This is a genomic window from Pseudomonas sp. NFX5 (genome assembly GCF_049132125.1).
Lineage (GTDB): Bacteria > Pseudomonadota > Gammaproteobacteria > Pseudomonadales > Pseudomonadaceae > Aquipseudomonas > Aquipseudomonas marginalis.
Map to the genome: position 1 here is coordinate 206,614 of NZ_JAFMZG010000031.1, position 25,511 is coordinate 232,124.

Below are 25,511 nucleotides of genomic sequence, written 5' to 3' on the forward strand. Positions count from 1 at the left end.
GGTACTGTCATTCCTGACAGGTTCGCCGCCTGTGCCGTTGCGCGATACTGCTTCGTTTTACCGTGGGTTTTCGCGCCGCGCGGGCATTCGGTTTTCGCCGCCTTCGGGCACCAGGCAGGTGCCTTTTGGCGTGGTGCCCCTGTCCCTTCTAACGCTCGCCTGCCGTCCCATCCAGCCCACGGCGGATCTTTTCCAGCAACTCATCGATGTGAAACGGCTTGGAAATCAGATCCATGCCTTCGCCGAGGAAACTTTGCCGGTTCGCGGCATTTTCCGCGTAGCCGGTCATGAACAGGATCGGCAAGGTGTGGCGGATCTCGCGTGCCACGTCTGCCAGTTCGCGCCCGGTCATAAAGGGCAGGCCGACGTCGGTCAACAACAGGTTGATGCTCGGGTCGCTGCGCAGGCAGACCACCGCTTCGTCACCATTGGCGGCCAGGCTGCAACGGTAGCCGGCGTCGGCCAGGATTTCGGCGACAAAGCTGCGCACCGAAGGCATGTCTTCGACGACCAGCACATGTTCGCCCTGGCTCTGGCCGGGTGCGGCCAGAGGCTTGGTCACGATGCTGGCAGGCCCGCTGGCGGCGGGAAGCATGATGGTCACTTCGGTGCCCTGGCGGGTCACGCTGCGGATCTGTGCATCGCCGCCGGACTGGCGGGCAAACCCGTAGATGGTCGACAGGCCCAGCCCGGTGCCCTGGCCCAGCGGCTTGGTGGTGAAGAAAGGGTCGAAGACTTTGTCGATGACGCTGTGTTCGATGCCCACCCCGTTGTCCCGCACCGACAGGGCGATGTAGGCGCCGTTTTCCAGTTTCAGGTTGCCACTGGAGTAGGCCGGGTAAGTCGTCACCCAGACAGTGCCGCCCTTGGGCAGCGCGTCGCGGGCGTTGATCACCAGGTTCAGCACCGCACTTTCCAGCTGGATCGGATCGACCATCGCCACGGCAGGGTTGTGGGTCAGCTCCAGCTTCAGCGCGATATGTTCACCGATGGTGCGTACCAGCAGTTCTTCCAGGGAGCGGATATGCGCGTTGATATCGATCGGCCGTGTGTCCAGCGGCTGCTGGCGGGCGAAGGCGAGCAGGCGGTTGGTCAGGCCGGCGGCGCTGAGGGCCGAGCTCAACGCTGCATCGGCATAGGCCATGACCTTGTCGGTGCGCTGGGTCTCGATGCGTTTCTTGATCAGCTCCAGGCTGGTGATGATCCCGGTCAGCAGGTTGTTGAAGTCATGGGCAATGCCGCCGGTGAGCTTGCCCAGGGCATCCATCTTCTGCGCCTGCAACAGTTGCGCCTCGGTACGTGCCAACTGGGTGGCGGCGTTGGCCAGCTCGGCCTGTTGGTGCCGCTCGCGGTGGCGGTGCTCGGTGACGTCTTCGACAAACACCAGGCTCAATTCGGCGCTGCGGTAGGGCGAAACCTGCCATTCGGTCTCGCGCAACTGACCGTCGACCTTCATGTGCAGGGTGCCCTTCCAGCGCTCGCCGGCAGCCAGGCGCTGGCACAGTTCCTGGAGCACGCCGAGTTGATCGGCGGCGAAGCACTCCAGCAGGGCGTCGGGGTTGAGGTTGTCGTGAATCAATTGGGCGAAGGCGTGGTTACATTCGTGGACCTTGAGCTGCGCATCCATGACCGCAATCGGTGCGCTGATATTGAAGAATATTTCGCGAAAGCGTGCCTCGCTCTCGCGCAGCGCATATTCGGTGTCGCGCACCCGCAGCAAGGTCCGCAGGGTCGCCAGCAGCACATCGGGGTCGATGGGGTGGATCAGGTAGGCATCGGCCCCGGCATCCAGGCCGGTGATGATATCGCCGGTCTCGATGGAGGCGGCCGACACGTGCACCACCGGCAGCAAGGCCGTGACCGGATCGGCGCGCAGCCCGCGTACGATGTCGAAGCCGCTCATGTCCGGCAGGTTGACGTCGAGGATCAGCCCGTCGATCTTTTGGCTGGCGATCAGGTCCAGCCCTTCCTGGCCGGTGCCGGCCTCGAGCACGCGGTAGTCATGGTTCTCCAGGCGCCGGCGCAGGGCATAGCGGGTCGCCGCGTTGTCGTCGACGATCAGCAGTTGGATGTCACGGTTCATCAACAAGCCCGCCAGGAATAGAGAGAGGAATGATCACGAAGAACATCGAGCCCACGCCTGGGGTACTTTCCACGCCGACGCGGCCGCCGAGCAACTCGGCAAAGCGTTTGCACAGCGACAGCCCCAGGCCGGTGCCGCGCAGGCGTTTTTGCAGCGGCGAATCGATCTGGGAAAAGTCTTCGAACAGGTTGCTGTGCAATTCGGCCGGAATGCCCAGGCCGGTGTCGTGCACGGCAAAGCGGATTTCCTGATCACCCACTCTTTGCGCCGACACTCGCACTTCACCTTGCACCGTGAACTTCAGGGCGTTGGAAATGAAGTTGCGCAGGATCTGCGCGAGCTTCTTGTCATCGGTGTACAGCTTGGGCAAGCCGATCGGCTCTTCGAAGATCAAGTCCACCGACGTCGCATCGACGATCGGGCGGAACATCCCGCGCAACGCCGAGAACAGATCGAACATGTCGAACCAGGCCGGCGAGATCGTGATGCGCCCGGCCTCGATCTTGGCCAGGTCCAGCAGGTCGTCGACCATTTCGCGCAGTTCGCGTGCCGAGCTGCGGATAAACCCGACCTGTGTGTGCTGCTCAGGGCTAAGGGGACCGTCGAGTTCGTCGGCCAACAGACTGGTGATGCTCAGGATCGAGCCCAGGGGCGTGCGGAATTCATGGCTCATGTACGACAGGAAACGGCTTTTCAGGTCCGACGCCTGGCGCAGTTGGTCGGCCTGGGTATCCAGCTCGGCATAGAGTGCCAATACGCCCTGGTTGGTTTCGTCCAGTTCGGCGCGCAGTGCATCGGCTTCCAGGCGAAGCGTTCGCACTTGCTCCTCAAGCGAAACGGTGGTGTCAGCCATCGATGGCCTCCAGGGCAATCACAAAGACGGTAACGTCATCCCGGCCGCGACAGAAATCACGGTGCAGGACGGCGGCGATCAGGGCGGGGTGGCGATGGGAAAGCCCGGGATAGTCCGCCAGGTTCCAGCGTGACTGCAGGCCGTCGCTGTAGAGGATCAGCATCTGGCCACCCACTTGAGCGTAGTCGAAGGGCTGCGCCTTGCGAAACTGCACGCCGACGATCCCCGGATGGGACGCCAGCCCGCGGGACTTGCCGGGGCCGATCAGGCTGGCGCCGATATTGCCCACCCCGGTAAAGCGCAGGCTGTCTGCCGTGGCATCGTACTGCGCCACGGCCACGGCTGCGCCGCGGGTGCCGTTCATGCCGATATGCAGGTCGTTGAACAGCTCGCCTGCGTCGAAGAAGGCGTCTTGGGCAAACACCGCTTCGCCGGCCTGCGCCGCGCGTTCGGCTTCGCTGCCATGGCCCAGGCCGTCGGCTACCATCACGCTGAACCGGCCGGGTTCGATCACCAGGTGCCAGGCATCGCCGCAGGCCGGGTCGTCGTGCAGGGAATGCTGGCTGACGCCGTAGCGCATATCTTTGCTGGCCGATGCCCGTGGATACAGGCGCGCCAGCATCGCCGTTCCGCGCTGATCGGCGTACACGTCGAACACCTGGGCCACACGCGAAATGGCGCCCATGCCGATGCCCTGGGTGCCGCCGGTGGAAAAGCCGTCCACCAGGCAACTGTCCAGGTCAAAGCCCTGGCCACGGTCCACGGCGATCAGCTCCACGCCCTGGTTACCCGTGAGGCGCAGATGCAATTGGCCATGGGCGGCATGCTTGAGGATATTGCTGGCCAGCTCGGTGGCCACCAGTGCCACGCGGCCGGCATCGGTCTCGTCGAAACCCGATTGTTCGGCCAACTGTTGCGCGGTGCGTCGGGCATGGCCGATCTGGCTGACATCCTCGATCAACAACACCTGGGTCAGGGCACTGGGAATATTCAGGCCCATCGGGTAATCGTCACGCGGGTGCCCTGGCCGGGTGCGGTGTCCAGTTCAAACTCGTCCACCAACCGCTTGGCGCCGGTCAGGCCCAGGCCCAGGCCGCTGCCGGAGGTCCAGCCGTCGGTCATCGCCAACTTGAGGTCGGGGATGCCCGGCCCTTCGTCGCGAAAGGTCAGGCGCAGGCCTGGGCGGTGGTCTTTTTCGACCACGGCCCAATCCATATGGCCGCCGCCGCCGTACACCACGGTGTTGCGCGCCAGCTCACTGACGGCGGTGACCAGTTTGGTCAGGTCGATCAGGCGCATGCCGCATTCCTGGGCCAGCTTGCGCACCAATTGTCGGGCCAGCACTACGTCCTGTTCGATGAGCACCGGGTGAGTGCCACTGCTGGCCTGGGTCATGAGTGGTCTACCCGGTCACGCAACAGTTGCATGCCGCGCTCGACGTTCAACGCGGTGGCCACGCCCGGCAGGGTCATGCCCAGTTCCACCAGCGTGATCGCCACGGCCGGCTGCATGCCTACCAGCACGGTCTGGGCATCCATGATGCGCGACAGGCCGGAAATGGTGCCGATCATGCGGCCGATAAACGAGTCGACCATGTCCAGCGCCGAAATGTCGATCAGCACGCCCCGGGCCGATGTACGGCTGATGCGCTCGGACAGGTCGTCCTGCAGCGTCAGCGCGAGCTGGTCATGCATGTCGACCTGGATCGTCACGAGCAGGAATTCGCCCATCTGCAAAATAGGGATACGTTCCATGCTTAAACAGCCTTGCTGATGGTGACGCCCAGGCGTTTCAGGGCCAGCGCCAAGGCATCCGCCAGGTTGGCCTTGGTCACCACGCCTTGCAGGTCGAGGCCCAGGTGCACGATGGTCTGGGCGATCTGCGGACGCACGCCGCTGATGATGCAGTCGGCCCCCATGAGGCGGATGGCCGTAACGGTTTTCAACAGGTGCTGGGCTACCAGGGTGTCCACGGTGGGTACGCCGGTGATGTCGATGATGGCGATTTCCGAGCCGGTGTCGACGATGCGCTGCAGCAGGGACTCCATGACCACCTGGGTGCGTTGCGAATCCAGGGTGCCGATCATCGGCAGGGCCAGCACGCCGTCCCACAGCTTGACCACCGGGGTGGACAGTTCCAGCAATTCTTCCTGCTGGCGCTTGATCACCGACTCACGGGATTTCTGGAACGTACGGATGGTGTGCATGCCCAGCGCGTCAAGCAGCTCGGAGATTTCCCACAGTTGTTCGGCCAGTTGCGTCGGTTGTTCGGCGTACTCCCGTTGCAGCAGGGCGAACAGCGGGCCCTTGAGGGCAAAGATAAAGCTGGCGGTCTGTTGCGAGTCCTGGCCGACCAGGGCGCGGCTGTGGGAGAGCTTTTCCAGGAATACCCGGGTTTCTGCCCAGTTTTCATGGTTGACCGGCTGGGAACCGCCTTGCTGCAGCGCCGCGATGAGCAGGTTGAGGAAGTCGTTGGCCTGCTGCCGGGTGTCTTCGGCCTTGACGTTACGCGTGGCCCCCGAAGCTTCAAGGCTGGCAACCCATTCGGTCAGCAGGGTCGGGCGATGGGTGTGCAGTGCCTGGATGGTGTGAGCTTGCAGAGTTGCCACGGGAAACCTCCTTGAATGCCTTGTTGAGTGGCATGCAATTTATACTAAATTGAAGTGCTTTGAATTGTTTCGAAGGTTTTCGTTCATTTGCCTCAAGCCCTGTGGACCGGGCGCTTCAGACTGGTGGAGGCGGGATGGGGGGCCATGCTGCCGTCGATCGCGATACTGGCGTCGGAGCAGCCCATTTGGCTGAGTGTGCGGTGGGTGGAACCGCAGGTGATGGGTAATGTGGGCTTGATCAAACGCCGCGGACGGAGCTGGCCGCCGGCGGCGCTGGAATTGGAGCGGTTGGTGCGCGAGATGCCGTTTCGGTCAGTGTGCCACCGAGTCCAGGCCGGTGGATTGCACCACCGGTTGTGCCTGGGGCGACGCGAGGAATTGCAACAAGGCCTTGGCCTGTGCAGGGTGTTCGGCATTGACCGGAATGCCCGCCGCAAAGCGCGTCACCGATTGCACGTCTTCCGGGATCTTGCCGACGTACGTCACACCCGGCACCGGCAATAACTCCGCCACCTGCTGCAAGCCCACCTCGTAATCGCCCTTGGCGACCTGTTCGGCCACCGGGAGGCGTTCGATCATGGTGCCTTTGGCGGGCATGCCGAGCTTCTTGAACAGCTCTTTCTCGACATACACACCGCTGGCGCTGTCCGAATACGCCACGGACTTGGCCTTGCTCAGTACGGCCTTGAGTTCGGCATCGGTGCCGATCGCGGGTTTGGTCGCACCTGCCTTCACCACCAGGCCGATGCGCGAATCCGCCAGTTCCACGCGGGACGCCGGGTCGACCTTGCCTTGTTTGATCAAGTCATCCAGGGCATAGCCGACCATGATCACCACGTCGGCATGTTCACCACGGGCCAGGCGGTTGGGAATCGCTTCCGGCGCCTTGCCCATGGACGGGCCGAGGACGGTATCGAGGGTGTCGCCGCTGTGCTGGGCGTATTGCGGGCCCAGCAGTTTATAGGCGGCGGTGAAGCCACCGGAGGTCATCACCTTGAGTTCCTCGGCCTGGGCCGTCAGCGCCAGGGCACCGAGGGCCAGGGCCGCCAGGATCTTGAACAAAGGCCTCATCACGCCGCCCCCTGCATCACCTGCCCGCGTGCGTTGGCGCGACGATACAGCGCCAGGGTCGAACACAGCGCGCACACCGCAGCGAACATCATCCAATAGGCCGGCGAGGCCTTGTCTTCAGTGATGTGAATAAACCAGGTGGAGATCGCCGGGGTAAACCCACCGAAGATCGCGGTCGCCAGGCTGTAGGCCAGGGAGAAGCCCGCCACGCGCACTTCCACCGGCATGATTTCCGTGAGGGCGGGGATCATCGCGCCGTTGTACATGCCGTACAGGAACGAGAACCACAGCAGCGTCTCCAGCATATGGGCGAAGCTCGGTGCATTCACCACGTAGGACAGCGCCGGATAAGCCGTGAGCACCGTCAACGCGGTCATGGCGATCAGCACCGGCTTGCGGCCGAAGCGGTCGCTCAGGGTGCCGCCGATCGGCAGCCAGACAAAGTTCGACACCGCCACCAGCAAGGTCACCAGCAGGGCGTCGGAGGTGCTCAGTTGCAGCACGGTCTTGCCGAAGGTCGGCGCGTACACGGTGATCAGGTAGAACGCGGTGGTGGTCATGGCCACCATCAGCATGCCGCCGATGACCACGGTCCAGTTTTTCACCAGTGTGGCCAGCACCTCGCGCATGGTCGGGCGATGCTTGCGGTTGGCGAATTCTTCGGTTTCCTGCAGGTTGCGACGCAACACAAAGATAAAGGGGATGATCACGCAACCGATGGCGAACGGAATGCGCCAGCCCCAATCGGCAACCACCGCCGGTTCCATCCACACGTTCAAGCCATAGCCCAGGGCGGCGGCGACCACGATGGAGATCTGTTGGCTGCCCGATTGCCAACTGGTGTAGAACCCCTTGCGGCCTGGGGTGGCCATTTCAGACAGGTACACCGACACACCGCCCAGCTCCGCACCGGCCGAAAAGCCTTGCAGCAAGCGGCCCACCAGCACCAGCAGCGGGGCCCACAGGCCAATGGTGTGATAGCCCGGCACCAGCACGATCAACAGCGTGCCGCTGGCCATGATCGACAAGGTCACGATCAACCCTTTGCGGCGACCGACGTCATCGATATAAGCGCCGAGGATGATGGCGCCCAGTGGGCGCATCAGGAAGCCCGCGCCGAACACGGCGAAGGTCATCATTAATGACGCAAATTCATTGGCGGCAGGGAAGAACGCGGCAGCGATGTAGGTGGCGTAGAAGCCGAACAGAAAGAAGTCGAATTGTTCAAGGAAGTTGCCCGAAGTAACGCGGAATACCGCACCTACTTTCGAACGGGCAGAATCGGGCCGGGAAGGGCTAGTCATGGGTTTGTGTCTCCAGCGTTCTTTTTAAATGCTTGTTTCGCGTAAGACCGAGGATAGTGGCTGACACATTTAGAAATGAAAAGTGAAAAATATGGATTGATTAATGTCTGTTGGTTATGAATTTGCGTGCCTGTCAAAGATCCCGCTCTGTTCTATGCTGGAAGGTATGACCCATTCTTACGGAAGGGAGATGGCTATGGGCAATGAACCGAAGCGCCAAGATGAGCCGGAGCATGAGCAACCCCGGCGACATGAAGAGGAAAAACCCCAGACCTGGAAGCACCCGGACGACGGCACTGAGCTGTCCGAGCGGGATCAGGAGCGTCCGCTCAAGCCCTGATCAATGTTCGGCCGGAGCCAAAAAGCACCCTTGACGGGCCATGAACTGCCTCCACGAAGGGCTCTCCGTGGGGTCGGGTGTTACCTGGGTCGGGGTTTCGAATTCCGCCAGCGCGGCGCCGGTATCGGCATTGATCACCTTAACGCGACACCACCCACTGTCGGCGTCGGCAATCCCGCCTTTGAGCAGGTAGCGTCCCTGGGCGGCGAACTGGGTGTTGAACTCAATCACACAGCGCCGGCCGGCGCTCGCCAGGCCCGACACGATCAAGTGCAGCGGTTGGTCGGCGGCGATGTCCACGTAACCGTCGGGGCGCGAAGTGCTGCTGTGCACCGCAAACAGTGCGGTTTCCTTACTCGGCGTTCCCACCCTGCCTTGCAGGCATTCATGATCCGTCGAAACGCTGACAGACAGCCATTCGTTGTAGCTGGCGTGGGTGCTCAACTCACTTTTGAGCTGCGCGCGCGGGCCTTCGAGCGGTGCCTTGTAGGGCGTCATGGCGGTACATCCGGCCAGTAACAGCGGTAGTGCGATGTTGCGGATGTTTATCAAGGCAATAGCATCCAGTTCAAAGAAGGGGCGTTATGAAACCAGCAACGAAACAGGAAAACCCGAGGCCAGCACCAGGTACGCCACCACTGCTGCCAGGCACAGGCCGACGAACACCCGCAACAAGGTGCGGGCGGTGGGGCGGGTGACAAAGCGGATAAGCCAGAGGCAGAGTCCGGCCACCAGAATGGCCAGGCCAAAAATGACCAGCACGGTAGTGTTCCTGCGACGTTCGAGCGCTGTTTATAGTCCCAAAGCCGCGTGATGAACAGTGTGCACATAGACGCGGCCGGCCCGGCTTTCTAAACTGCGGCTTGTCTTGGGCTAGGGGCAGGCGCCGATGAATCGCAATGAATTACGCAAGGCCGACATCAACCTGATGGTGGTCTTCGAAGCACTGATGCTCGAGCGCAATGTGACGCGGGTGGCCGAGAAGCTGTTTCTCGGCCAGCCGACCATCAGTTCGGCCCTCAACCGTCTGCGCACCCTGTTCAACGACCCGCTGTTCATTCGCGTCGGCCATCGCATGGAACCTACCGCGCGCGCCGAGGAAATCATCCAGCACCTGTCGCCCGCCCTGGACTCACTGTCGTCGGCCTTGAGCCTGACCCACGATTTCGACCCATCCATCAGCACCATGACCTTTCGCATCGGCCTGTCCGACGACGTCGAGTTCGGCCTGTTGCCACCGTTGTTGCGCGCCTTGCGCCAGGAAGCGCCGCAGGTGGTGTTCGTGGTGCAGCACGTGGACTATTGGCGGATTCCCGATCTGCTGGCGTCCGGCGATATTACCGTCGGCATCACCCAGACCCGTGGCCTGCCGGCGAATGCCAAGCGCAAGCTGCTGCGCCACATTCGTCCGCGACTGCTGCGCGCCGATGCCTCGGACACCCCGCTGACCCTCGATGAATATTGCTCGCGCCCCCATGTGCTGGTGTCCCACACCGCCAACGTGTCCGGGTTTGCCGATGAGTGGCTGGCGGAAATCGGCCGCAAGCGCCATGTGGTGTTGTCGGTGCCGCAATACAGCGCATTGCCCGCGCTGCTGGCCGGGACCGACCTGATCGCCAGCCTGCCGGACTACACCGCCGAGGCCATGGCGGTGTCGGGCAACCTGTTCTGCGAGCCGTTTCCGTTCGAGACGCCGACCCTGGATTTGTCCATGGTCTGGCTCAGTCATGTGGACACCGACCCGGCCGAACGCTGGGTGCGTTCGCGGCTGGAAGCGTTCATGAGCGATCGAGGTCAGGCGAACAAGGCCTGAGGCTTTTATCCGTGCTATATCTACAGACTTTCCTACGAATGACTCGGAGTCATCCATGCCACACCTGCACTTGGAATACACCGCCAACCTGACAAACCTGGCCGTCGAGAAAACCCTGTTGCGGCTCAACAATGTGCTGATGGCGTCCGGGCAGTTCGGTTCCGAGTTCGATATCAAAAGCCGCGCCGTGAAGCTCGAGAGTTTTCAGGTCGGCACCTCCCTCAACCCACGCGCTTTCATCGCGGTGAAGCTGTCGCTGCTCAGCGGGCGGTCGCCGCAGGTCAAGCAGCAATTGTCGCAAAGCCTGCTGGCAGCGTTGCAGGATCTGGGCGACTGGCCGGCGGATCTGCAGGTTTAAACAATGTCCAACTGGTCGACATGGATCGCGATTCCTACAGCAAAGTCGCGATCGGCTAACCCTCACCACAGAAGTCAGAGTAATCCCTGATCCGCACACACCTTCACCACCTGTTCACGAAACCAGGTATTGGCACTGTCCTGTTCACTGCTTTCATTCCACTGCATATCCAGGGTGAACCCCGGCAACCCGTTGGGGGCCTCGCAGTGGCCGAACACCGTCGCCGGTGCCAGCAGTTTCTGCACGCGGCGCGGCAGGGTGACGATGAAGTCGGTGCCGGTGATCATCTTCAGCGCCGCGCTGTAGCTGTTGGCGCGGGCGATCACCTGGCGCTTGTGGGCCTGGCGCGCCAGCCAGCCGTCGATCATGTTGGTGTCGGAAGTCCATGGCGTAGGGAACACGTGGCGCCGCTCGACGAATGATTGCAGGCTGAATGCCGGCTCGCGCGGTGCCGAGCGTTTATCGAAGACGCACACCAGATCGTCCTCCAGCAGCATCTGGGTCTTGAAGTCTTTATGGGCGCGGTGAAAGTGCGGTCCGAAGCAGATCACCAGGTCCAGGCGGCCCTCGCGCAGGTCGTCGGCGGGGATGTCGGCTTCCAGTTTCTGCACATTGACGATCACCGGCAGGTCGGCGCGGTCGAAATGCTTCAACAGGCGCGGCAGGATCAGTTGTTCGAAGTACTCCGGCGCGCAGACATTGAAGGTCACGGCCTTCTGGGTCGGGTCGAAGGCCTGGCCACCGGCGTGGCACAGGTTGATGCTTTCGAGGATCTTCTGCACATGGGCGTACATGGTAGTGGCCTTGTACGTAGGCCGCATGCCCGCCCGGGTGTTGATAAACAGTTCGTCTTCAAAACTGGTCCGCAGTTTCTTCAGGCTGTAGCTCACGGTGGACTGGCTGACGAACAGCGTTTCTGACACGTCGGTAACGCTGCTCTGGTCATAGACGGCGATAAACACCATCAAGTCCTGCATATCGAGTTTTCTGAGCAAGTTACTGTTTAACATCGGTTTCGTCCGTAAACCCCATGTACCGAAGTCAGTACAAGACAGCGCGAAAGCTTAACGGAACGGCCGTACCAATAGAAAGCTCTGTAGGGCGTTTCTATGTTTGTCGTGAGACAAATACTGTTTACAACACGACGTCAGCGAATGTGTTCTGCGTAATGCCTTGGGTTGAAGCGCGTGACGATCAGCAGCATCACCACGACCACCGCCGTCAACGACCACCAGGCCCATTCGAAGCTGCCCAGCTGGTCGCGGATCATCCCGGCGATCAGCGGCGACAGGCCGGCAATCAGGTAGCCGATGCCCTGCACGAATGCGGTAAGGCCCCCTGCGCGGCGCGGGTTGTCGAGGTGGTCGAGGGACAGGATCAGGCTCATCGGGAACAACCCGCCGATACCCAGGCCCAGCAGGCACGGCCACAGCAGACTGAGGTGTTGCGGGCTGAGGATCAGGCCGCAGAACCCGAGGATGATCAGCCCCAGCAACACCGCCACCACCCCGCGTTTATCCCGGCGGCGGTTGGCGATGGCCGGCGTCACCAGGCCGGACACCACCTCCATCGCGGTCAGGAATCCCAGCAACAACCCGGCATTCTGTTCGCTCCAGCCTTGCTCCACGTAGTACGGCGCCAGCCACGCCAGCACGCAGGTGTAGGACGCCGTACCGAGGCCGAAAAAGATCGCCAGCAACCAGGCGCGGCCGTTGCCGAAAAACGATTCCTGAGGACCGGCGGTGGCTTGGGGCAACGGTGGCAACACCGAGCGCTGGGCGTACCAGAACACCAGGGCCAGCAACGCCAGAAACCCCCAGATCGCCAGGCCGATGCGCCAACTGCCGGTCTGCACCTGCACGAAGGGGGAGAACGCTGCCGCCAGCGCCGCGCCGCCCATGATGGCGGTGACGTAGAGGCCCATGAACAGCGAAACGTTGTCGCTGAACCGCGACTTGATCAGGGCCGGCATCAACGCCTGGATCATGGCGATGCCCACACCGGCGGCAATGGCGCTGACGATCAATTCCAGGGCCGAATCCAGGAACAGCCGCGACAACGTCGCCACGCCAATCACCAGCAGTGACAGCACAATGCTGCGGTGCTCGCCAACGCGCTTGGCCAGGCCCATGCCAAAGAACATCGCCAGGCCCATGGCCATGACCGGCAACATGGTCAGCAACGCCGCGCTGCTGAAACTCAACGGCACGTCGCCGCGAATCGACGACAACAACGGCCCCACGGCGGCCATCGACGGCCGCAGGTTAAGGGCGACCAGCACGACGCTGATCATCAGCCATACGGCGGTGGTGGGTTTTGCCTGAACGTTTTCCATGGGCCTGCCTTGAGTGAACAAGGGTGAATCAGGCCACGCAGGGGGGAGGGGGGCAAATGAGAAAGTCGCAGGGACTATCTAAAAATTGCGGTTAACTGAAACACCGCAAGTCAAAGTGTGAGAGCGGGCAAGCCCGCTCACCACAGTTACAGTGTTCCTCCTTAACTGACTGGCATTAGGTGCAAGCTCCCTCCCATATTTGTTCTGCGTCGTCAGATAGACCGGATCACATGCTTGATCTCCTGAAACGCCGCCAGCCCCCACGGGCCCAGCTCACGGCCGATACTGCTCTGCTTGTAACCGCCCCATGCGGCCTGCGGGAAGATCACCTGCGGTGAGTTGATCCACACCAGCCCGGCCTGCAAGGCATTCGCCACGCGCTCGGTGGTCTCGACGCTACGGCTGACCACGCTGGCCACCAGGCCGAAATCGCTGTCGTTGGCCAGGGCAATGGCCTCTTCCTCAGTGGCAAAAGCTCGTACACACAGCACCGGGCCGAAGATTTCTTCGTTCCACAATGCACTGTCCAGTGGCACGTCGGTAAACACCGTCGGGCGAATGAAGTAGCCCTTCGCCAGATTCGCCGGGCGTTCGCCGCCACACACCAATCGCGCGCCAGCCTCGACGCCCCGTTGGATATGCCCCAGCACCCGCTGATACTGCACGCGGTTGATCAGCGCGCCCATTTCCACGTCGTCGGCAAATGGGTCGGCGACGCGAATTGCTTCAGCCCGTGCCTGCAAGCGTTGCAGGAATTCATCCGCCATGCTGTCGGCCACCAGCACGCGGCTGGTGGCGGAACACATTTGCCCGGCGTTGAAAAAGCCACCGCCACACGCCAGTTCCACCGCCAGGTCGAGGTCGGCATCCGCCAGTACCAGCAGCGAAGATTTACCACCCAATTCCAGGCTTACGCCCTTGATGGTTTCCGCTGCGCGTTGCATCACCTGCACGCCCACGGCGTTGCTGCCGGTGAAGGAAATCTTCGCCACGCGACGGTCTGCGGCCAACGGTGCGCCAACGGCCAAGCCGGTGCCGCAGACCAGGTTGAACACCCCCGCCGGGCAGCCTGCGTCAGCGATGATTTGCGCCAACTGCAACTCCGCCAATGGCGTTACTTCCGAGGGCTTGAGCACTACGCAGCAACCGGCGGCAAGGGCCGGGGCGAGTTTCCAGGCGGTGGTGACCATCGGGAAATTCCACGGCACGATCAACCCCACCACGCCGCACGGCTCACGGCGCAGGCGCGCGCTGAAGTCGTCGCTGGGCAGCGCCACCGAGCGGTCCTGGCCGGCGTCCATGTCGTCGGCGATACCGGCGTAGTACTCGAACGTGGCGATCACATCGTCCACATCGATGCCGGCTTCAAACAGCGGCTTGCCGTTGTTGCTCGATTGCAGGTGCATCAACTGTTCGCGCTGCGCGCTGACGCCTTGGGCGATTTTGCGCAGCAGGCTGGCGCGATCACGGCCGCTACTTTTCGACCAGTCGATAAAGGCCGCGCTGGCTGCATCCACGGCCTGGGTCACGGCCTGCCCATCGCCGACGCTGACGCGGGCCAGGGTCGCCTCGGTGGCCGGGTTGATCACCTCCAGCACGTCATGGCCGGCCCGCCATGCGCCGTCGATATACACACCGTTCACTACTGCGCTCATACCGATGTCTCCTTCATCCATAGGTCCTGGTCGATCTCAATCAGCGTCGGCCCTGGGCGATCGGCGGCGGCGCGCAAGGCGTTGCGCAGCTGTGCAACGCTGTGAGCGCTGTCGGCAGCACTGCCGAGGGCCTTGGCCACGCCGATAAAATCCGGGGTGTAGATGTCTACGCCGACCGGTTCGATGGCGCGGTTGAGCATGTATTTCTTGATCTCTTCATAACCCTGGTTATTCCACAGCAGCACGATGATCGGCGTGCGCGCTTCCACTGCGCTGGCCAGTTCCGGCAGGGTGAATTGCAGCCCGCCGTCACCGATCAAACACACCACCGGTTGCCCATCGCCACGGCCCAACCAGGCGCCGATGGCGGCCGGCAGGGCGTAGCCCAGGGTGCCGTAGCCGGTGGAGGAGTTGAACCAGCGGCGCGGGTGGTCGAGGTTCAGGGTCAGGTTGCCGCTGTACACCGGTTGGGTCGAGTCGCCCACCAGCACGGCGCCCGGCAGTGCTTCCAGCACCGTATTGAGGAACAGGGTTTGCGCGCGGGTGGCGGCGTCCCAGGTGGGGACCAGTTCGGCCCACAACCGGGCGACGCGCTGAGCGCCCCAGTCGGTGTGGCGGGGGCCCAGCGGCGTGCGGTTCAAGTCGGTCAGCAAGGCATCGGCGGCGATCTGCGCATCGGCCACCAGTGCGAGGTGCGGCGGGTAATTGCGCACGGTCTGGTCGGGGTCGATATCGATGCGCAGCAGCGCGCCGGGTATCTCGAAGCCACCGGCGAAGGTCACGTCGTAGTCGGTCTCGGCCAGCTCGGTGCCGATGGCCAGCACCACATCGGCCTCGGCCACCAGCGCGCGGGTAGCGACCAGGGACTGGGTGGAGCCGATCAGCAGCGGATGCTCGGAAGGCAGCATGCCCTTCGCATTGATGGTCAGGGCCACCGGCGCGCCGAGGGTTTCGGCCAGGCGAGTCAATTCGGCGGCCGCCTCAATCGCGCCGCCACCGGCCAGGATCAGCGGACGTTTGGCGGCGGCGAGCAACTGGCTCATCTGCCTGACCGCCGCCGGTGCCGCACCGGCACGGGCGATGCTGACCGGTTGACTGCCCAGCACTGCATCGGCGTTTTCCACCAGCACATCCAACGGAATCTCGATATGCACCGGGCGCGGCCTGCCGGCCTGGAACAACGCAAACGCCCGCGCCAGCACCGCGGGCAGCTCCGCTGCCGACATCAATGTATGGGAGAACGCCGCCACCCCGGCCATCATCGCGCCTTGGTTCGGCAGCTCATGCAGCTTGCCGCGCCCACCACCCAATTGGCTGCGCGATTGCACGCTGGAAATCACCAGCATCGGGATCGAGTCGGCATAGGCCTGGCCCATGGCGGTGGTGATATTGGTCATGCCGGGGCCGGTGATGATGAAACACACGCCCGGCTTGCCACGGGTGCGCGCGTAGCCGTCGGCCATAAAGCCGGCGCCCTGTTCGTGGCGCGGGGTGACGTGGCGGATGCTCGAGCGGGCCAGGCCGCGATACAGCTCCACGGTGTGCACGCCGGGGATACCAAACACCTGGTCCACGCCGTAGCGTTCCAGGAGGTTGACCAATACTTCGCCGCAGGTCGCCATAGGTGTCGCTCTTGTTATGGAATCGTGGCGGTATTGGACCGGTTGGCCCGTAGCGGCAACAATCGATAAAAAGTCATACTAGCCATGTCCTCACGTCATGGCTGCGCCCATATGAAACGCCTTCCGCCCCTGCCCGCGCTGCATACCTTCTGGGTCACGGCCCAGTGCTGCAACTTCACCCGCGCCGCCGAGCAACTGCACATCACCCAAGGCGCGGTGAGCCGGCAGATCGCCGGCCTGGAGAGCCATTTGGGCTACGCCTTGTTCCAGCGCCAGGCACGGGGGTTGAGCCTGACCGAAGAAGGTCGCGAGTGGTCGCAACGGGTGCAGCAGGTGTTTGGCCTGCTCGGTGACGCGCTGGAACAGATCGGCAATCGCCGCCAGACCCTGCAAATCAAGGCCTCCACCTGTGTCATGCGCTGGTTGTTGCCGCGTCTGATGCAATGGCAGCGGGAGCGCCCGGACGTGCCGGTGGAACTCACCACCACCGTGGCCTACAGCGTGGATTTTCGTCGCGAGCAATTCGACGCGGCGGTGATCTATGCGCCCATCGCCGAGCAATCGGCCGAGGCGCGGCACTTGTTCGATGAGCAACTCACCCCGGTCTGCGCCCCCGCGCTGCTCGCCGGTTTGCACACCCCGGCGGACTTGCAGCAACAGGTGCTGTTGCACCCCACCCGGGACGAGCGCGATTGGGCGCGGTGGCTCAAGGCGGCGGATACGCGGTTGAGCAACTTGAGCCAGGGGCATCATTTCGAAACGTTGGACTTGGCGATGAACGTGGCCTCCCAGGGCTCCGGGGTGGCGATGGGCGACAGTGCGTTGATGGGCGAGGATCTCAAGGCGGGGCGCTTGGCGATGCCGTTTGAACTGCGCGTGCCGACGGGGAAGGGGTACTACCTGGTGTATCCGCCGGGGACGGTGCCGTCGGCAGGGCTTGAAGCGTTGATGGACTGGTTGGTGAGCCAGGCACGACAGTCGTAGGCGCTGGAGGTCCAAATGTGGGAGGGGGCAAGCCCCCTCCCACAGGTGTCAGTAGCCGACGGTGAAGCGCTGGCGCGAGTGCTTCGGTGCTTCCACTTCATCGAGCATGGCGATGGCGTAGTCGGCAAAGCTGATCGAGCTGCTACCGTCACTGCTCACCAGCAAATCATCCTGGCCCAGGCGGAATTTACCGGTGCGTTCGGTGCCATCGAACAAGGCCGACGGCGACAGGAACGTCCAATCCAGGTCCTTTTCCTGACGCAGCACGTCAAGAAACTCGGCGCCTGCACTGGCTTCGGCCTTGTATTCGGCAGGGAAGCCCGCGCTGTCGATCACCCGCTCGCCACCGGGCAGCAGCAACGAACCGGCGCCACCCACCACCAGCAGGCGTTTCACCCCGGCTTTTTTCACCGGGCCGATCACAGCGCTGGCGGGCAGCGTGGCGAAATGTGCCGCGCTGATCACCACATCGCTGCCGCTGATGGCTTGTTCCAGGGCATTGGCATCCAGTGCATCAACCTGCTTGACGGTGACGCCGGGGCGTACGGCCAGCTTGTCGGTGTTACGCGCGATAGCCACCACGCTATGCCCACGACGCAGGGCTTCTTCCAGCAATTGGCTGCCGGCACGGCCGGTGGCCCCAATGATTGCGATCTTGCTCATGATGTTCTCCAGTACGGTCAGGGTTTAAAGCCATTCACCACTTCATTTCGCCCTTGGCGACTTTGGCGCTGAGTTCCAGCGAGCTTTCGTCGGCGAGGGTGGGGTAGCGCTTTTTCATGGCCGCGATCAGGGCGGCGGCGTCCTTGGCCTTGGCGGTTTCTACGTCGAAGGCCTTGATGTAGTCGGCAGTAAAGGCCACGGATTGCGGCGATGGCGTGCCCAGGTAGTGGCCCGGAATCACCGTGCGAGGTTTCAGCTGTTCGATGCGTTGCAGGGTCGCAAGCCAGTCTTTATGGGATTGCGCGCTTTGGGTGTCGGCCATCCACAGGTGAATGTTTTGCGCGACCACCACGCCCCCGACCACGGCCTTGATCGACGGGATCCACACGAAGCTGCGGTCCGGCTGCGGGCCATCCAGGCCGATCACCTCCAGTTGCTGCCCTTCAAGGGTCAGGCTGTGGCCTTGCAGCACCTGGGGCACGATGGTTTTGCCCGGTTTGTCGGCACCCATTTTCGGGCCCCAGAACTCAAGTTTGCCGGCCACGGTGGCGTTGATATGGTCGACCACCGGTTGCGGTGCCAGGACCTTGGCGTCGGGGAACGCGGCCGTCAGGGTGTCGAGGCCGAAGTAGTAATCCGGGTCGCCGTGGCTGATGTAGATGGTGGTCAGGTGTTTGCCGCTGGCGCGGATCTTCTGCACCAGTTGCTCGGCCTGGCCTTTGCCGAATTGTGCGTCCACGAGGATCGCGTCTTTGGCGCCGCTGACCAGCACCGAGCTGACCGGGAAGATCGCCGCCTCGCCTGGGTTGTAGACATCCAGGGTCAGGTCGGCCGCCGCTGCATGGCCGGCAAACGCCAAGGCAGCGGTGAAGGTCAAGCGCTTGAGGGTTGAGAACATCGGGCAGCTCCAGCAGTGGATTCAAAGGATGCACAGAGCTTAGTTGCACTAAACCGAACTAAAAATGCGATGCTGGGACATAGTTTGTTTCTGAAATCGGGCAAATCATGGATCGTCTTCAAGCAATGCGCGTGTTTGTCACGGTGGTGGACCTGGGCAGCCAGTCCGCCGCCGCCGATCATCTGGACCTGTCGCGCCCGGTGGTGTCGCGTTACCTGGCCGAGTTGGAAGACTGGGTCGGCGCGCGCCTGTTGCACCGCACCACCCGCAAACTCAGCCTTACGGCGGCCGGTGGCGAAACCCTGCCACGCTGTCGGCAACTCCTGGAGTTGTGCGGCGATATGCAGGCCGCCGTCAGTGAGCCTGATAATGCGCCCCGTGGCCTGTTGCGCCTGAGTGTCAGCACCTCGTTCGGCCAGGCGCAATTGGCCGAGGCCATTGCCGAGTACGTCAAGCGCTACCCCTTGGTGACCATTGACCTGCAAATGCTCGACCGCACGGTGAACCTGGTGGATGAGCGCATCGACCTGGCCATCCGCACCAGCAACGACCTGGACCCCAACCTGATCGCCCGGCGCCTGACGGTCTGTCGCTCCGTGGTGTGCGCAACCCCGGCCTACCTGTTGGAGCACCCGGCGCCGCAGAAAGTCGAGGACCTGGCCCGGCACAACTGCCTAACCCATTCGTACTTCGGCAAAAGCCTGTGGCATTTCGAGGAGCACGGCGAGCACGTGTCGGTGCCGGTGCACGGCAATATCACCGCTAACGAAGCCAGTACGTTGTTACGCGTGACGCTGGCCGGCGCGGGTGTGGCGATGCTGCCCAGCTACCAGGCCGGCGATCACATTCGCCGTGGTGAACTGGTACGTCTGCTACCCGAGGCCGAACCCCGGCAGATGAACATCTACGCGGTCTATGCGTCGCGCAAACACATGCCATCGGCGTTGCGCAGCCTGCTGGATTTCCTGGTGGTGAGGTTCCCCGAGCAGCCGGTGTGGGATAGGGGGCTCTAAGGCGACATAACCCTGTTGAATGTCGCCCAATAATGGCAACTCGCCCTGGTTGACCTATGCTTTAAACAGCACCCTGTAGATCCGCTCAGAGGTCTGTGCCATGAGCATTAAAACCCGCAAATACCTGATGATTTTCTTCCTCTGCGCCCTGGCGACCGGGCTGTATGGCACCGCCGCCTACCGCGTGGAGCAGACCCGGATGCAGCCGACCTTTGCGATCAGCTGCCATCAGGACCAATGCGTTCCCCACACCGGCAGTTTCAGTGCACTCAGGTAGGCGGCTGTTCGGCCTTGAGTTGCTCGCGAAACGCCTTGGGTGAGAACCCGACCCGTCGGCGGAACAGCCGAGAGAAGTTGGTCGGGTCGGAAAAACCCAGTACTTCCGACATTTCATTGATGGTCATGCTGGTGTAGGTCAGCAGGCGCTTGGCTTCGAGTAATTGACGGTCATGCATGATCTGCAAGGCAGGCTGCCCGCCCAGTTCCCGACACGTCCCATTCAGGTGTGAGACCGAGATACCCAGTTTGTGGGCCAGATCCTCAATCTTCGGGTGTTCCCGATAGTGCTGTTCAACCAATTGCGTAAAGCGCCGGAAATACTCGCGGCCCCTTGGCGCGCGCGGGTGGCGACGCTGGATGGCCTGGCGGCTGATCCACACCAGCAGCACACTGACCAGCGCATGCATCAGCATGTCCCGGGCCGGTTGGTCGTCGGCGTATTCGTCCTGCAGGCGGGCGAACTGGCTGTTGAGGTAATCACTGTCCTTGCCCGCCGGGTAGCTGCACAGGGTCTGCAAACCGCCTGCCGTTGCGCCCAGTTGGGCTTGCAAGTGGCTGACCAGCGGTGCCGCCAGGGTGACTACATAGCCTTCCACATCTTCGGCAAAGCGAAACCCATGCACGCACAACGGCGGCAATACCTGCAGCGTGGCTTCTTTGAGGGTGGTGCGCAGGCCTTCGATTTCCAACTCGGCCTGGCCTTTGTGCACGTACAGCAATTGGCACAGATCCGCGTGCCGGTGGGGCTGGATTTCCCACTGGTATTCCCGACTGCGCCGGGAAATGGTTTCGCAGTGCAACAAATCGGGGGTCGGCCATTGCTGGCTTTCTCCGTAAAGCTTGAAGACCGGAATCGCGGTGTTGGTCATGGTTTCAATCCGATACTCAGGACAGTGGTGCGGTAATCGCCCAAATTGGCAAAAAGCGCAGGTTTTGTCGCAGTTTTCACCTTCTTATACTGCGCACTCAAGTGAAAACTGTCAGCCACAAGATCAATGACAACTCTTTCACTCGATCCGTTCGGGTGGAACTTGCGGGCGATAAAAATAATGAAAACCCTGAAAACCCAAGTCGCCATTATCGGCGCCGGTCCCTCCGGACTCTTGCTCGGCCAGCTGTTGCACAACGCCGGTATCCAGACCCTGATCCTGGAGCGCCAGAGTGCCGACTACGTACAAGGCCGCATCCGCGCCGGGGTGCTGGAACAAGGCATGGTCAACCTGCTGCGCGAGGCGGGCGTGAGCCAGCGCATGGATGCCGAAGGCCTGGTGCATGATGGCTTCGAGCTGGCGCTGGACGGCCAACTGACCCACATCGACCTCAAGGCGCTGACCGGCGGCCAATCGGTGATGATCTACGGCCAGACCGAAGTCACCCGCGACCTGATGGCCGCCCGCGCCGCCGCTGGCGCCACCACCCTGTATGAAGCGCGCGACGTGCAGCCCCATGATCTTAAAAGTGATCGACCCTGGCTGACTTTCGAGCATCAGGGCCAGGCGTTTCGCCTGGAGTGCGACTACATCGCCGGTTGTGATGGGTTCCACGGTGTGGCGCGCCAGTCGATCCCGGCTGAATCGCTGAAGGTGTTCGAGCGGGTCTACCCCTTCGGTTGGCTGGGTATCCTTGCCGACACCCCGCCGGTGCACGCGGAACTGGTGTACGCCAAGCACCCACGGGGCTTTGCGCTGTGCAGCATGCGTTCGCCGACGCGCAGCCGCTATTACCTGCAAGTGCCGGTCGAGGAGCCCGTGGATGAATGGTCGGACGAACGCTTCTGGGCGGAACTGAAAACCCGGCTGCCCAGCGCCTTGGCTGAACAACTGGTCACCGGCCCCTCCATCGAAAAAAGCATCGCGCCCCTGCGCAGTTTTGTGGTGGAACCGATGCAGTACGGGCGCCTGTTCCTGCTCGGCGATGCGGCCCATATCGTGCCGCCCACCGGGGCCAAGGGCTTGAACCTGGCGGCCAGCGACGTGAGCACCTTGTTCCGGATTTTGCTCAAGGTGTATGGCGAGGGGCGCGTGGACTTGCTCGAACGCTATTCCGCCATCTGCCTGCGCCGGGTGTGGAAGGCCGAACGGTTTTCCTGGTGGATGACCTCGATGTTGCATCAATTCCCTGAGTCCGACGGATTCAGCCAGCGCATTGCCCAGAGCGAGCTGGAGTACTTCATCCACTCCGAAGCCGGGCGCCAGACCATTGCGGAAAATTACGTCGGACTTCCTTACGAGCCTATCGAATAGCCTGCTATCGTATCGAGCATTCCCGCGGGCCGCCTTTTCCCGCGGGCCTTGCTCGAAGGTTCTGCCGTGACTCAGCTCAATCAGCCCGCGCCACCGCTCCCCGCGGTGCGCAGTATTCTCGCCTCGTTGATGATGGCGATCTTCCTCGGTGCCCTGGACCAGACCATTGTCGCCGTGTCCATGCCCGCCATCTCCGCGCAATTCCACGACGTCAACCTGCTGGCCTGGGTCATCTCCGGTTATATGGTGGCGATGACGGTGGCGGTGCCGATCTACGGCAAGCTCGGCGACCTTTACGGGCGGCGGCCGATGATGCTGATCGGCATGGGCCTGTTCACCGTCGCTTCGTTGTTCTGCGGCATGGCCCAGAGCATGGAGCAACTGGTGCTGGCGCGGGTGCTGCAGGGCATCGGCGCCGGCGGGATGATCTCGGTGAGCCAGGCGATCATCGGCGACATCATCCCGCCCCGTGAGCGCGGGCGCTATCAGGGCTATTTCAGCAGTATGTACGCGGTGGCCAGCGTGGCCGGGCCGGTGTTGGGCGGCTACATGACCGAGTATTTATCCTGGCGTTGGGTGTTCCTGATCAACCTGCCGTTGGGCGCCGGTGCCTGGTACGTGGCCCATCGCACCCTGGTGGGGCTGCCGGCACCGCAACGCAAGCCGATCATCGATTACCTCGGCACCGTGCTGATGATCATCGGTCTCACCGCCTTGCTGTTGGGCATCACCGAAATCGGCCAGGGCCATCATTGGCGTGACAGCCAGGTGCTGGGGCTGCTGGCCTGTGCCCTGGTGGCATTGACCCTGTTCGTCTGGCACGAGCGCCGCGCCCGCGAGCCCTTGCTGCCGATGCACCTGTTTGCCAACCGCAGCGCGGTGCTGTGCTGGTGCACGATTTTCTTCACCAGCTTCCAGGCGATTTCCCTGACGGTGCTGATGCCCTTGCGCTTTCAGACAGTGACCGGCGGCGGTGCCGACAGCGCCGCCTTGCATTTGCTGCCCCTGGCGATGGGCCTGCCCATCGGCGCCTATTGCGCCGGGCGCATGACCTCGGTGACCGGGCGTTACAAACCGATGATCCTAAGCGGCGCGCTGTTGAGCCCGCTGGCGATCCTGGGCACGGCCTACAGTGCGCCCCAGGATATGCTGCTGACCGGCGTGTGCATGTTGCTGTGCGGGATCGCCGCCGGCATGCAGTTCCCCACCTCCCTCGTGGGGGCGCAGAACTCGGTGCAGCAACGGGACATCGGCGTTGCTACCAGCACCACCAACCTGTTCCGCTCCCTGGGCGGCGCGGTGGGGGTGGCGTGCATGTCGGCGTTGCTGCTGGCGTTGTTGCAGGACTCCAGCTTCGCCCACCTGGCCAGCGGTGCGCTGGTGGTCGAAGGCGGTTCCGGCAACGTGCTGCTCGACGGCCTGAACGCCGCGCCAGGCCCGGCGCAGGATGCCCTGCGCGGGGAGCTGGGGGTGACGTTCAGGCATTTGCTGCTGGTGAGTGCGGGGGTGTCGCTGCTGGGGTTGGCGGCGGCGATCGCGATGCCCAATCGCGTGCTGCGCGGGCGGGAAGACAAAACCCGCTGACTGACACAATAGAGATTTGATGTGAGAGGGGCTTACCCCCTCCCACATTTGAATGCATTCCAGTTCAGATCAGGGGCTGTAGTAACCCACCGCAACCATGAAATGCCCGGCCTTGCGCACATACGCATGCTTGTTCTCGACCTTATCCGTCACCGGGTTTTTCCAACGGTACTTGTATTCCCCCTGGTCCTGCTCGGCCATCAGCTTGAGGATCGGCTCGCCCACCGGCTTGCCGTCGGGGTCCTTGATCTTGCTGAAGTCGGTGTTGATCAGGCGCAGGTTGGTGCCATGGGCCACGTAGCGCTGGGTGTTCAAGTCCACGACAAACACATAGAGGTCATCCTGCAGGAAACCGCCCTGCAATGAGTTGATGGCCTTGAGTGTGCCGGCTTCATCCTTCAGCAATGCGTTCACCGCCTTGTTGCGCAGGGCCCGGGCCTGTTCCGGGGTGGCGCGGGGCAGGTAATAACCCACGGCCAGGATGCGCTCGCCGACGCGCTGGTAAAACACATGCTTGTGCTCGACCTTGCCGTCGTTCCAGTTCTGCCAGCGGTAGTCGGCCTGTTGGATACCCTGGCCTTCCGGCACCTTGAGCGCGTCCTTGAATGACTGGCGCAACTCTGGCCCGAGTACCTCGGACACATCCCGGCCGATCAAGGCGGAGGAGGGCCCGCCGCTGGCCAGCAGCACGCCCTGGGTGTCGACCACGAATACGTAGCGGTCATGGTCGACAAACTCGCCTTGGCGGCTGAACACGGCGAGCGCCTTGTCGCCGTTGCTCTGGTAGTAGGCCAGGGCTTTTTCCAGCAGGGCCTTGGCAGCCTGGGCGTCCTCGTCCTGAGTGGTCGCGGCGTGTACCTGGCTGAAACACAACAGCAGCAGCCAGGTGATGCGGAGCAGTCCCTTCATGTCCCGTCCCTCGTTCTTATTGATGTGAGCACAGCGTAGACGGCTCTGGCTCAGGGCGCCGCCAACCATTGGCTGACGATGCCGTCGTAGACGCCGGTGGCCACGCTCAGGTGCAACCACTGGTCGACATAGCTCTTCCACGCCACATCATCACGGGGCAGCAGGAAGGCTTTTTCGCTGTACTGCATCTGCCGCTCCGGGTTGACCGCGCACAACCCGGGCTTTTGCTTCTGCTGGTAACGCGCTTCGCTGGCGTCGGTGATCATCACGTCGGCCTTGCCGGCCAGCAGTTCGTCGAAGATGGTCACGTTGTCGTGCAGGCGGATTTGCGCCTGGCCCAGGTGGGCGCGAGCGAAGACTTCGTTGGTGCCGCCCGCCGGTTCGATCACGCGCACCTGGGGCTGGTTGATCTGCTCCACGGTCTGGTAGCGCTTGACGTCGGCGCAACGCACCAGCGGGATCTTGCCGTCGACCCCGAGGGACTGGCTGAAGAAGGCTTTTTTCTGGCGTTCCAGGGACACCGAAATCCCGCCCACGGCGATGTCGCAGCGCTGGGCGAGGAAGTCCGGCATCAGGGTTTTCCAGGTGGTGGGCACCCACTGGATCCTGGCATTGAGGCTCTTGGCCAGGGACTCGGCCATGGCAATGTCGATGCCTTCATAGCCGCCATCGGCGCGCAACGAGGTGTAGGGCTTGTAGTCGCCGGTGGTGCAGACGCTGAGGGTGCCGCGCTCAAGCACCTGGTCAAGGCGCGAGGGGGCGGTGTCGGCCAGGGCGGAGGTGGCCAGGCTTGCCAGTACGCACAGGGTTATCGTTGTTTTCATGCGATCGGGTCCTTGGGGCATGCTCGGGGGCGGTCATTATTTCCAGCAAGGGCCAAGGTAGCAAGGCGCGGC

26 protein-coding genes and 2 pseudogenes are annotated in these 25,511 nt (G+C 62.7%); 9 read left to right on the forward strand and 19 right to left on the reverse strand.

The annotated features are described in order from the left end of the window. Nucleotides 1-148: 148 nt before the first annotated feature. From J1N02_RS21595 to J1N02_RS21620, 6 genes are read right to left on the reverse strand one after another with little or no spacing between them, the layout of a single operon-like run. Nucleotides 149-2,083, reverse strand: a complete 1,935-nt coding sequence (locus J1N02_RS21595) for a response regulator (protein WP_027604303.1) — start codon at nucleotides 2,081-2,083, stop codon at nucleotides 149-151. Next, nucleotides 2,073-2,936: a sensor histidine kinase gene (locus J1N02_RS21600; RefSeq protein WP_027604302.1), complete on the reverse strand. Its 864-nt coding sequence runs from the start codon at nucleotides 2,934-2,936 to the stop codon at nucleotides 2,073-2,075. Before J1N02_RS21600 ends, J1N02_RS21595 begins: the two co-directional genes overlap by 11 nt. Beyond that, nucleotides 2,929-3,936, reverse strand: coding sequence for an ATP-binding protein (locus J1N02_RS21605; protein WP_081744396.1), 1,008 nt, complete (start codon nucleotides 3,934-3,936; stop codon nucleotides 2,929-2,931). Before J1N02_RS21605 ends, J1N02_RS21600 begins: the two co-directional genes overlap by 8 nt. After that, a complete protein-coding gene (locus J1N02_RS21610; RefSeq protein WP_027604300.1) occupies nucleotides 3,927-4,331 on the reverse strand; it encodes an ATP-binding protein in 405 nt (134 codons plus the stop codon). The genes J1N02_RS21605 and J1N02_RS21610 overlap by 10 nt, the downstream gene beginning before the upstream one ends. Then, nucleotides 4,328-4,690 (reverse strand): STAS domain-containing protein, encoded by a 363-nt coding sequence (locus J1N02_RS21615; protein ID WP_065938902.1) that lies wholly within the window; start codon nucleotides 4,688-4,690, stop codon nucleotides 4,328-4,330. Before J1N02_RS21615 ends, J1N02_RS21610 begins: the two co-directional genes overlap by 4 nt. 2 nt (nucleotides 4,691-4,692) lie before the next feature. Then, complete coding sequence (locus J1N02_RS21620; protein WP_027604298.1) at nucleotides 4,693-5,544, reverse strand: STAS domain-containing protein; 852 nt, start codon at nucleotides 5,542-5,544, stop codon at nucleotides 4,693-4,695. Nucleotides 5,545-5,664: 120 nt separating this feature from the next. Between J1N02_RS21620 and J1N02_RS21625 the strand changes: the two are divergent. Next, nucleotides 5,665-5,859 (forward strand): annotated as a pseudogene (locus J1N02_RS21625) (LysR family transcriptional regulator); the annotation flags it as partial. On the opposite strand, the gene J1N02_RS21630 reads toward J1N02_RS21625, so the two are convergent. After that, nucleotides 5,857-6,615 carry a substrate-binding domain-containing protein gene (locus J1N02_RS21630; protein ID WP_421147728.1) on the reverse strand — a complete coding sequence of 253 codons (759 nt, stop codon included), beginning with the start codon at nucleotides 6,613-6,615 and terminating at the stop codon, nucleotides 5,857-5,859. The pseudogene J1N02_RS21625 and the gene J1N02_RS21630 sit on opposite strands and share 3 nt — an antisense overlap. Further along, complete coding sequence (locus tag J1N02_RS21635; protein WP_108573995.1) at nucleotides 6,615-7,919, reverse strand: MFS transporter; 1,305 nt, start codon at nucleotides 7,917-7,919, stop codon at nucleotides 6,615-6,617. Before J1N02_RS21635 ends, J1N02_RS21630 begins: the two co-directional genes overlap by 1 nt. A 196-nt stretch (nucleotides 7,920-8,115) precedes the next feature. Here J1N02_RS21635 and J1N02_RS21640 point away from each other — a divergent pair, with 196 nt between their 5' ends. After that, nucleotides 8,116-8,259, forward strand: a complete 144-nt coding sequence (locus J1N02_RS21640; RefSeq protein ID WP_162844254.1) for a hypothetical protein — start codon at nucleotides 8,116-8,118, stop codon at nucleotides 8,257-8,259. On the opposite strand, the gene J1N02_RS21645 is transcribed toward J1N02_RS21640, so the two are convergent. Beyond that, nucleotides 8,260-8,757, reverse strand: coding sequence for a hypothetical protein (locus tag J1N02_RS21645; RefSeq protein WP_051429319.1), 498 nt, complete (start codon nucleotides 8,755-8,757; stop codon nucleotides 8,260-8,262). Between the two features lie 84 nt (nucleotides 8,758-8,841). Beyond that, nucleotides 8,842-9,021: a hypothetical protein gene (locus J1N02_RS21650; RefSeq protein WP_027604295.1), complete on the reverse strand. Its 180-nt coding sequence runs from the start codon at nucleotides 9,019-9,021 to the stop codon at nucleotides 8,842-8,844. A 127-nt stretch (nucleotides 9,022-9,148) separates the two neighbouring features. Between J1N02_RS21650 and J1N02_RS21655 the strand changes: the two genes are divergently transcribed. Both J1N02_RS21655 and J1N02_RS21660 read left to right on the forward strand, forming a co-directional pair. Beyond that, the gene (locus J1N02_RS21655) at nucleotides 9,149-10,072 is read left to right on the forward strand and encodes a LysR substrate-binding domain-containing protein (RefSeq protein ID WP_092356590.1); all 924 of its coding nucleotides are present in this window, start codon (nucleotides 9,149-9,151) and stop codon (nucleotides 10,070-10,072) included. A gap of 55 nt (nucleotides 10,073-10,127) precedes the next feature. Next, nucleotides 10,128-10,489: pseudogene (locus tag J1N02_RS21660) on the forward strand (5-carboxymethyl-2-hydroxymuconate Delta-isomerase). Between the two features lie 15 nt (nucleotides 10,490-10,504). Here the strand turns inward: J1N02_RS21660 and J1N02_RS21665 are convergent. The 4 genes from J1N02_RS21665 to J1N02_RS21680 form a co-directional block, all read right to left on the reverse strand. Then, the gene (locus J1N02_RS21665; protein ID WP_027604292.1) at nucleotides 10,505-11,440 is read right to left on the reverse strand and encodes a LysR family transcriptional regulator; all 936 of its coding nucleotides are present in this window, start codon (nucleotides 11,438-11,440) and stop codon (nucleotides 10,505-10,507) included. A 137-nt stretch (nucleotides 11,441-11,577) separates the two neighbouring features. Continuing rightward, entirely contained in the window at nucleotides 11,578-12,765 is a 1,188-nt protein-coding gene (locus tag J1N02_RS21670; protein ID WP_421147729.1) for a cyanate transporter, read from the reverse strand. Between the two features lie 212 nt (nucleotides 12,766-12,977). After that, nucleotides 12,978-14,420, reverse strand: a complete 1,443-nt coding sequence (locus J1N02_RS21675) for an aldehyde dehydrogenase family protein (protein WP_421147730.1) — start codon at nucleotides 14,418-14,420, stop codon at nucleotides 12,978-12,980. Beyond that, a complete protein-coding gene (locus J1N02_RS21680; RefSeq protein WP_421147731.1) occupies nucleotides 14,417-16,042 on the reverse strand; it encodes a 5-guanidino-2-oxopentanoate decarboxylase in 1,626 nt (541 codons plus the stop codon). The genes J1N02_RS21675 and J1N02_RS21680 overlap by 4 nt, the downstream gene beginning before the upstream one ends. A 111-nt stretch (nucleotides 16,043-16,153) precedes the next feature. On the opposite strand from J1N02_RS21680, the gene J1N02_RS21685 reads away from it, so the two are divergent. After that, entirely contained in the window at nucleotides 16,154-17,026 is an 873-nt protein-coding gene (locus J1N02_RS21685) for a LysR substrate-binding domain-containing protein (RefSeq protein WP_027604288.1), read from the forward strand. A gap of 48 nt (nucleotides 17,027-17,074) precedes the next feature. Here J1N02_RS21685 and J1N02_RS21690 read toward each other — a convergent pair whose 3' ends face one another. Further along, the gene (locus J1N02_RS21690) at nucleotides 17,075-17,689 is read right to left on the reverse strand and encodes an NAD(P)-dependent oxidoreductase (RefSeq protein ID WP_146475779.1); all 615 of its coding nucleotides are present in this window, start codon (nucleotides 17,687-17,689) and stop codon (nucleotides 17,075-17,077) included. A 34-nt stretch (nucleotides 17,690-17,723) separates the two neighbouring features. Then, on the reverse strand, nucleotides 17,724-18,587 hold the full coding sequence (locus tag J1N02_RS21695; protein ID WP_092487952.1) for an MBL fold metallo-hydrolase: 864 nt from the start codon (nucleotides 18,585-18,587) through the stop codon (nucleotides 17,724-17,726). A gap of 107 nt (nucleotides 18,588-18,694) precedes the next feature. Between J1N02_RS21695 and J1N02_RS21700 the strand changes: the two genes are divergently transcribed. Beyond that, a complete protein-coding gene (locus J1N02_RS21700) occupies nucleotides 18,695-19,600 on the forward strand; it encodes a LysR family transcriptional regulator (RefSeq protein ID WP_027604285.1) in 906 nt (301 codons plus the stop codon). Nucleotides 19,601-19,700: 100 nt separating this feature from the next. Further along, nucleotides 19,701-19,877 carry a hypothetical protein gene (locus tag J1N02_RS21705; RefSeq protein ID WP_162844255.1) on the forward strand — a complete coding sequence of 59 codons (177 nt, stop codon included), beginning with the start codon at nucleotides 19,701-19,703 and terminating at the stop codon, nucleotides 19,875-19,877. Here J1N02_RS21705 and J1N02_RS21710 read toward each other — a convergent pair. After that, a complete protein-coding gene (locus J1N02_RS21710) occupies nucleotides 19,870-20,748 on the reverse strand; it encodes a helix-turn-helix domain-containing protein (RefSeq protein ID WP_421147732.1) in 879 nt (292 codons plus the stop codon). The genes J1N02_RS21705 and J1N02_RS21710 overlap by 8 nt on opposite strands. A 189-nt stretch (nucleotides 20,749-20,937) precedes the next feature. On the opposite strand from J1N02_RS21710, the gene pobA reads away from it, so the two are divergent. Together pobA and J1N02_RS21720 are read left to right on the forward strand one after the other, a co-directional pair. Then, nucleotides 20,938-22,122, forward strand: coding sequence for a 4-hydroxybenzoate 3-monooxygenase (pobA, locus tag J1N02_RS21715; RefSeq protein WP_421147769.1), 1,185 nt, complete (start codon nucleotides 20,938-20,940; stop codon nucleotides 22,120-22,122). A 66-nt stretch (nucleotides 22,123-22,188) separates the two neighbouring features. Beyond that, entirely contained in the window at nucleotides 22,189-23,706 is a 1,518-nt protein-coding gene (locus tag J1N02_RS21720; RefSeq protein ID WP_421147733.1) for an MDR family MFS transporter, read from the forward strand. A gap of 69 nt (nucleotides 23,707-23,775) precedes the next feature. Here the strand turns inward: J1N02_RS21720 and J1N02_RS21725 are convergent, their stop codons facing one another. Both J1N02_RS21725 and J1N02_RS21730 read right to left on the reverse strand, forming a co-directional pair. Next, nucleotides 23,776-24,615 (reverse strand): cache domain-containing protein, encoded by an 840-nt coding sequence (locus J1N02_RS21725; RefSeq protein WP_092356617.1) that lies wholly within the window; start codon nucleotides 24,613-24,615, stop codon nucleotides 23,776-23,778. Nucleotides 24,616-24,665: 50 nt separating this feature from the next. Next, the gene (locus tag J1N02_RS21730) at nucleotides 24,666-25,439 is read right to left on the reverse strand and encodes a transporter substrate-binding domain-containing protein (protein WP_065947384.1); all 774 of its coding nucleotides are present in this window, start codon (nucleotides 25,437-25,439) and stop codon (nucleotides 24,666-24,668) included. Between the last annotated feature and the right edge of the window lie 72 nt (nucleotides 25,440-25,511).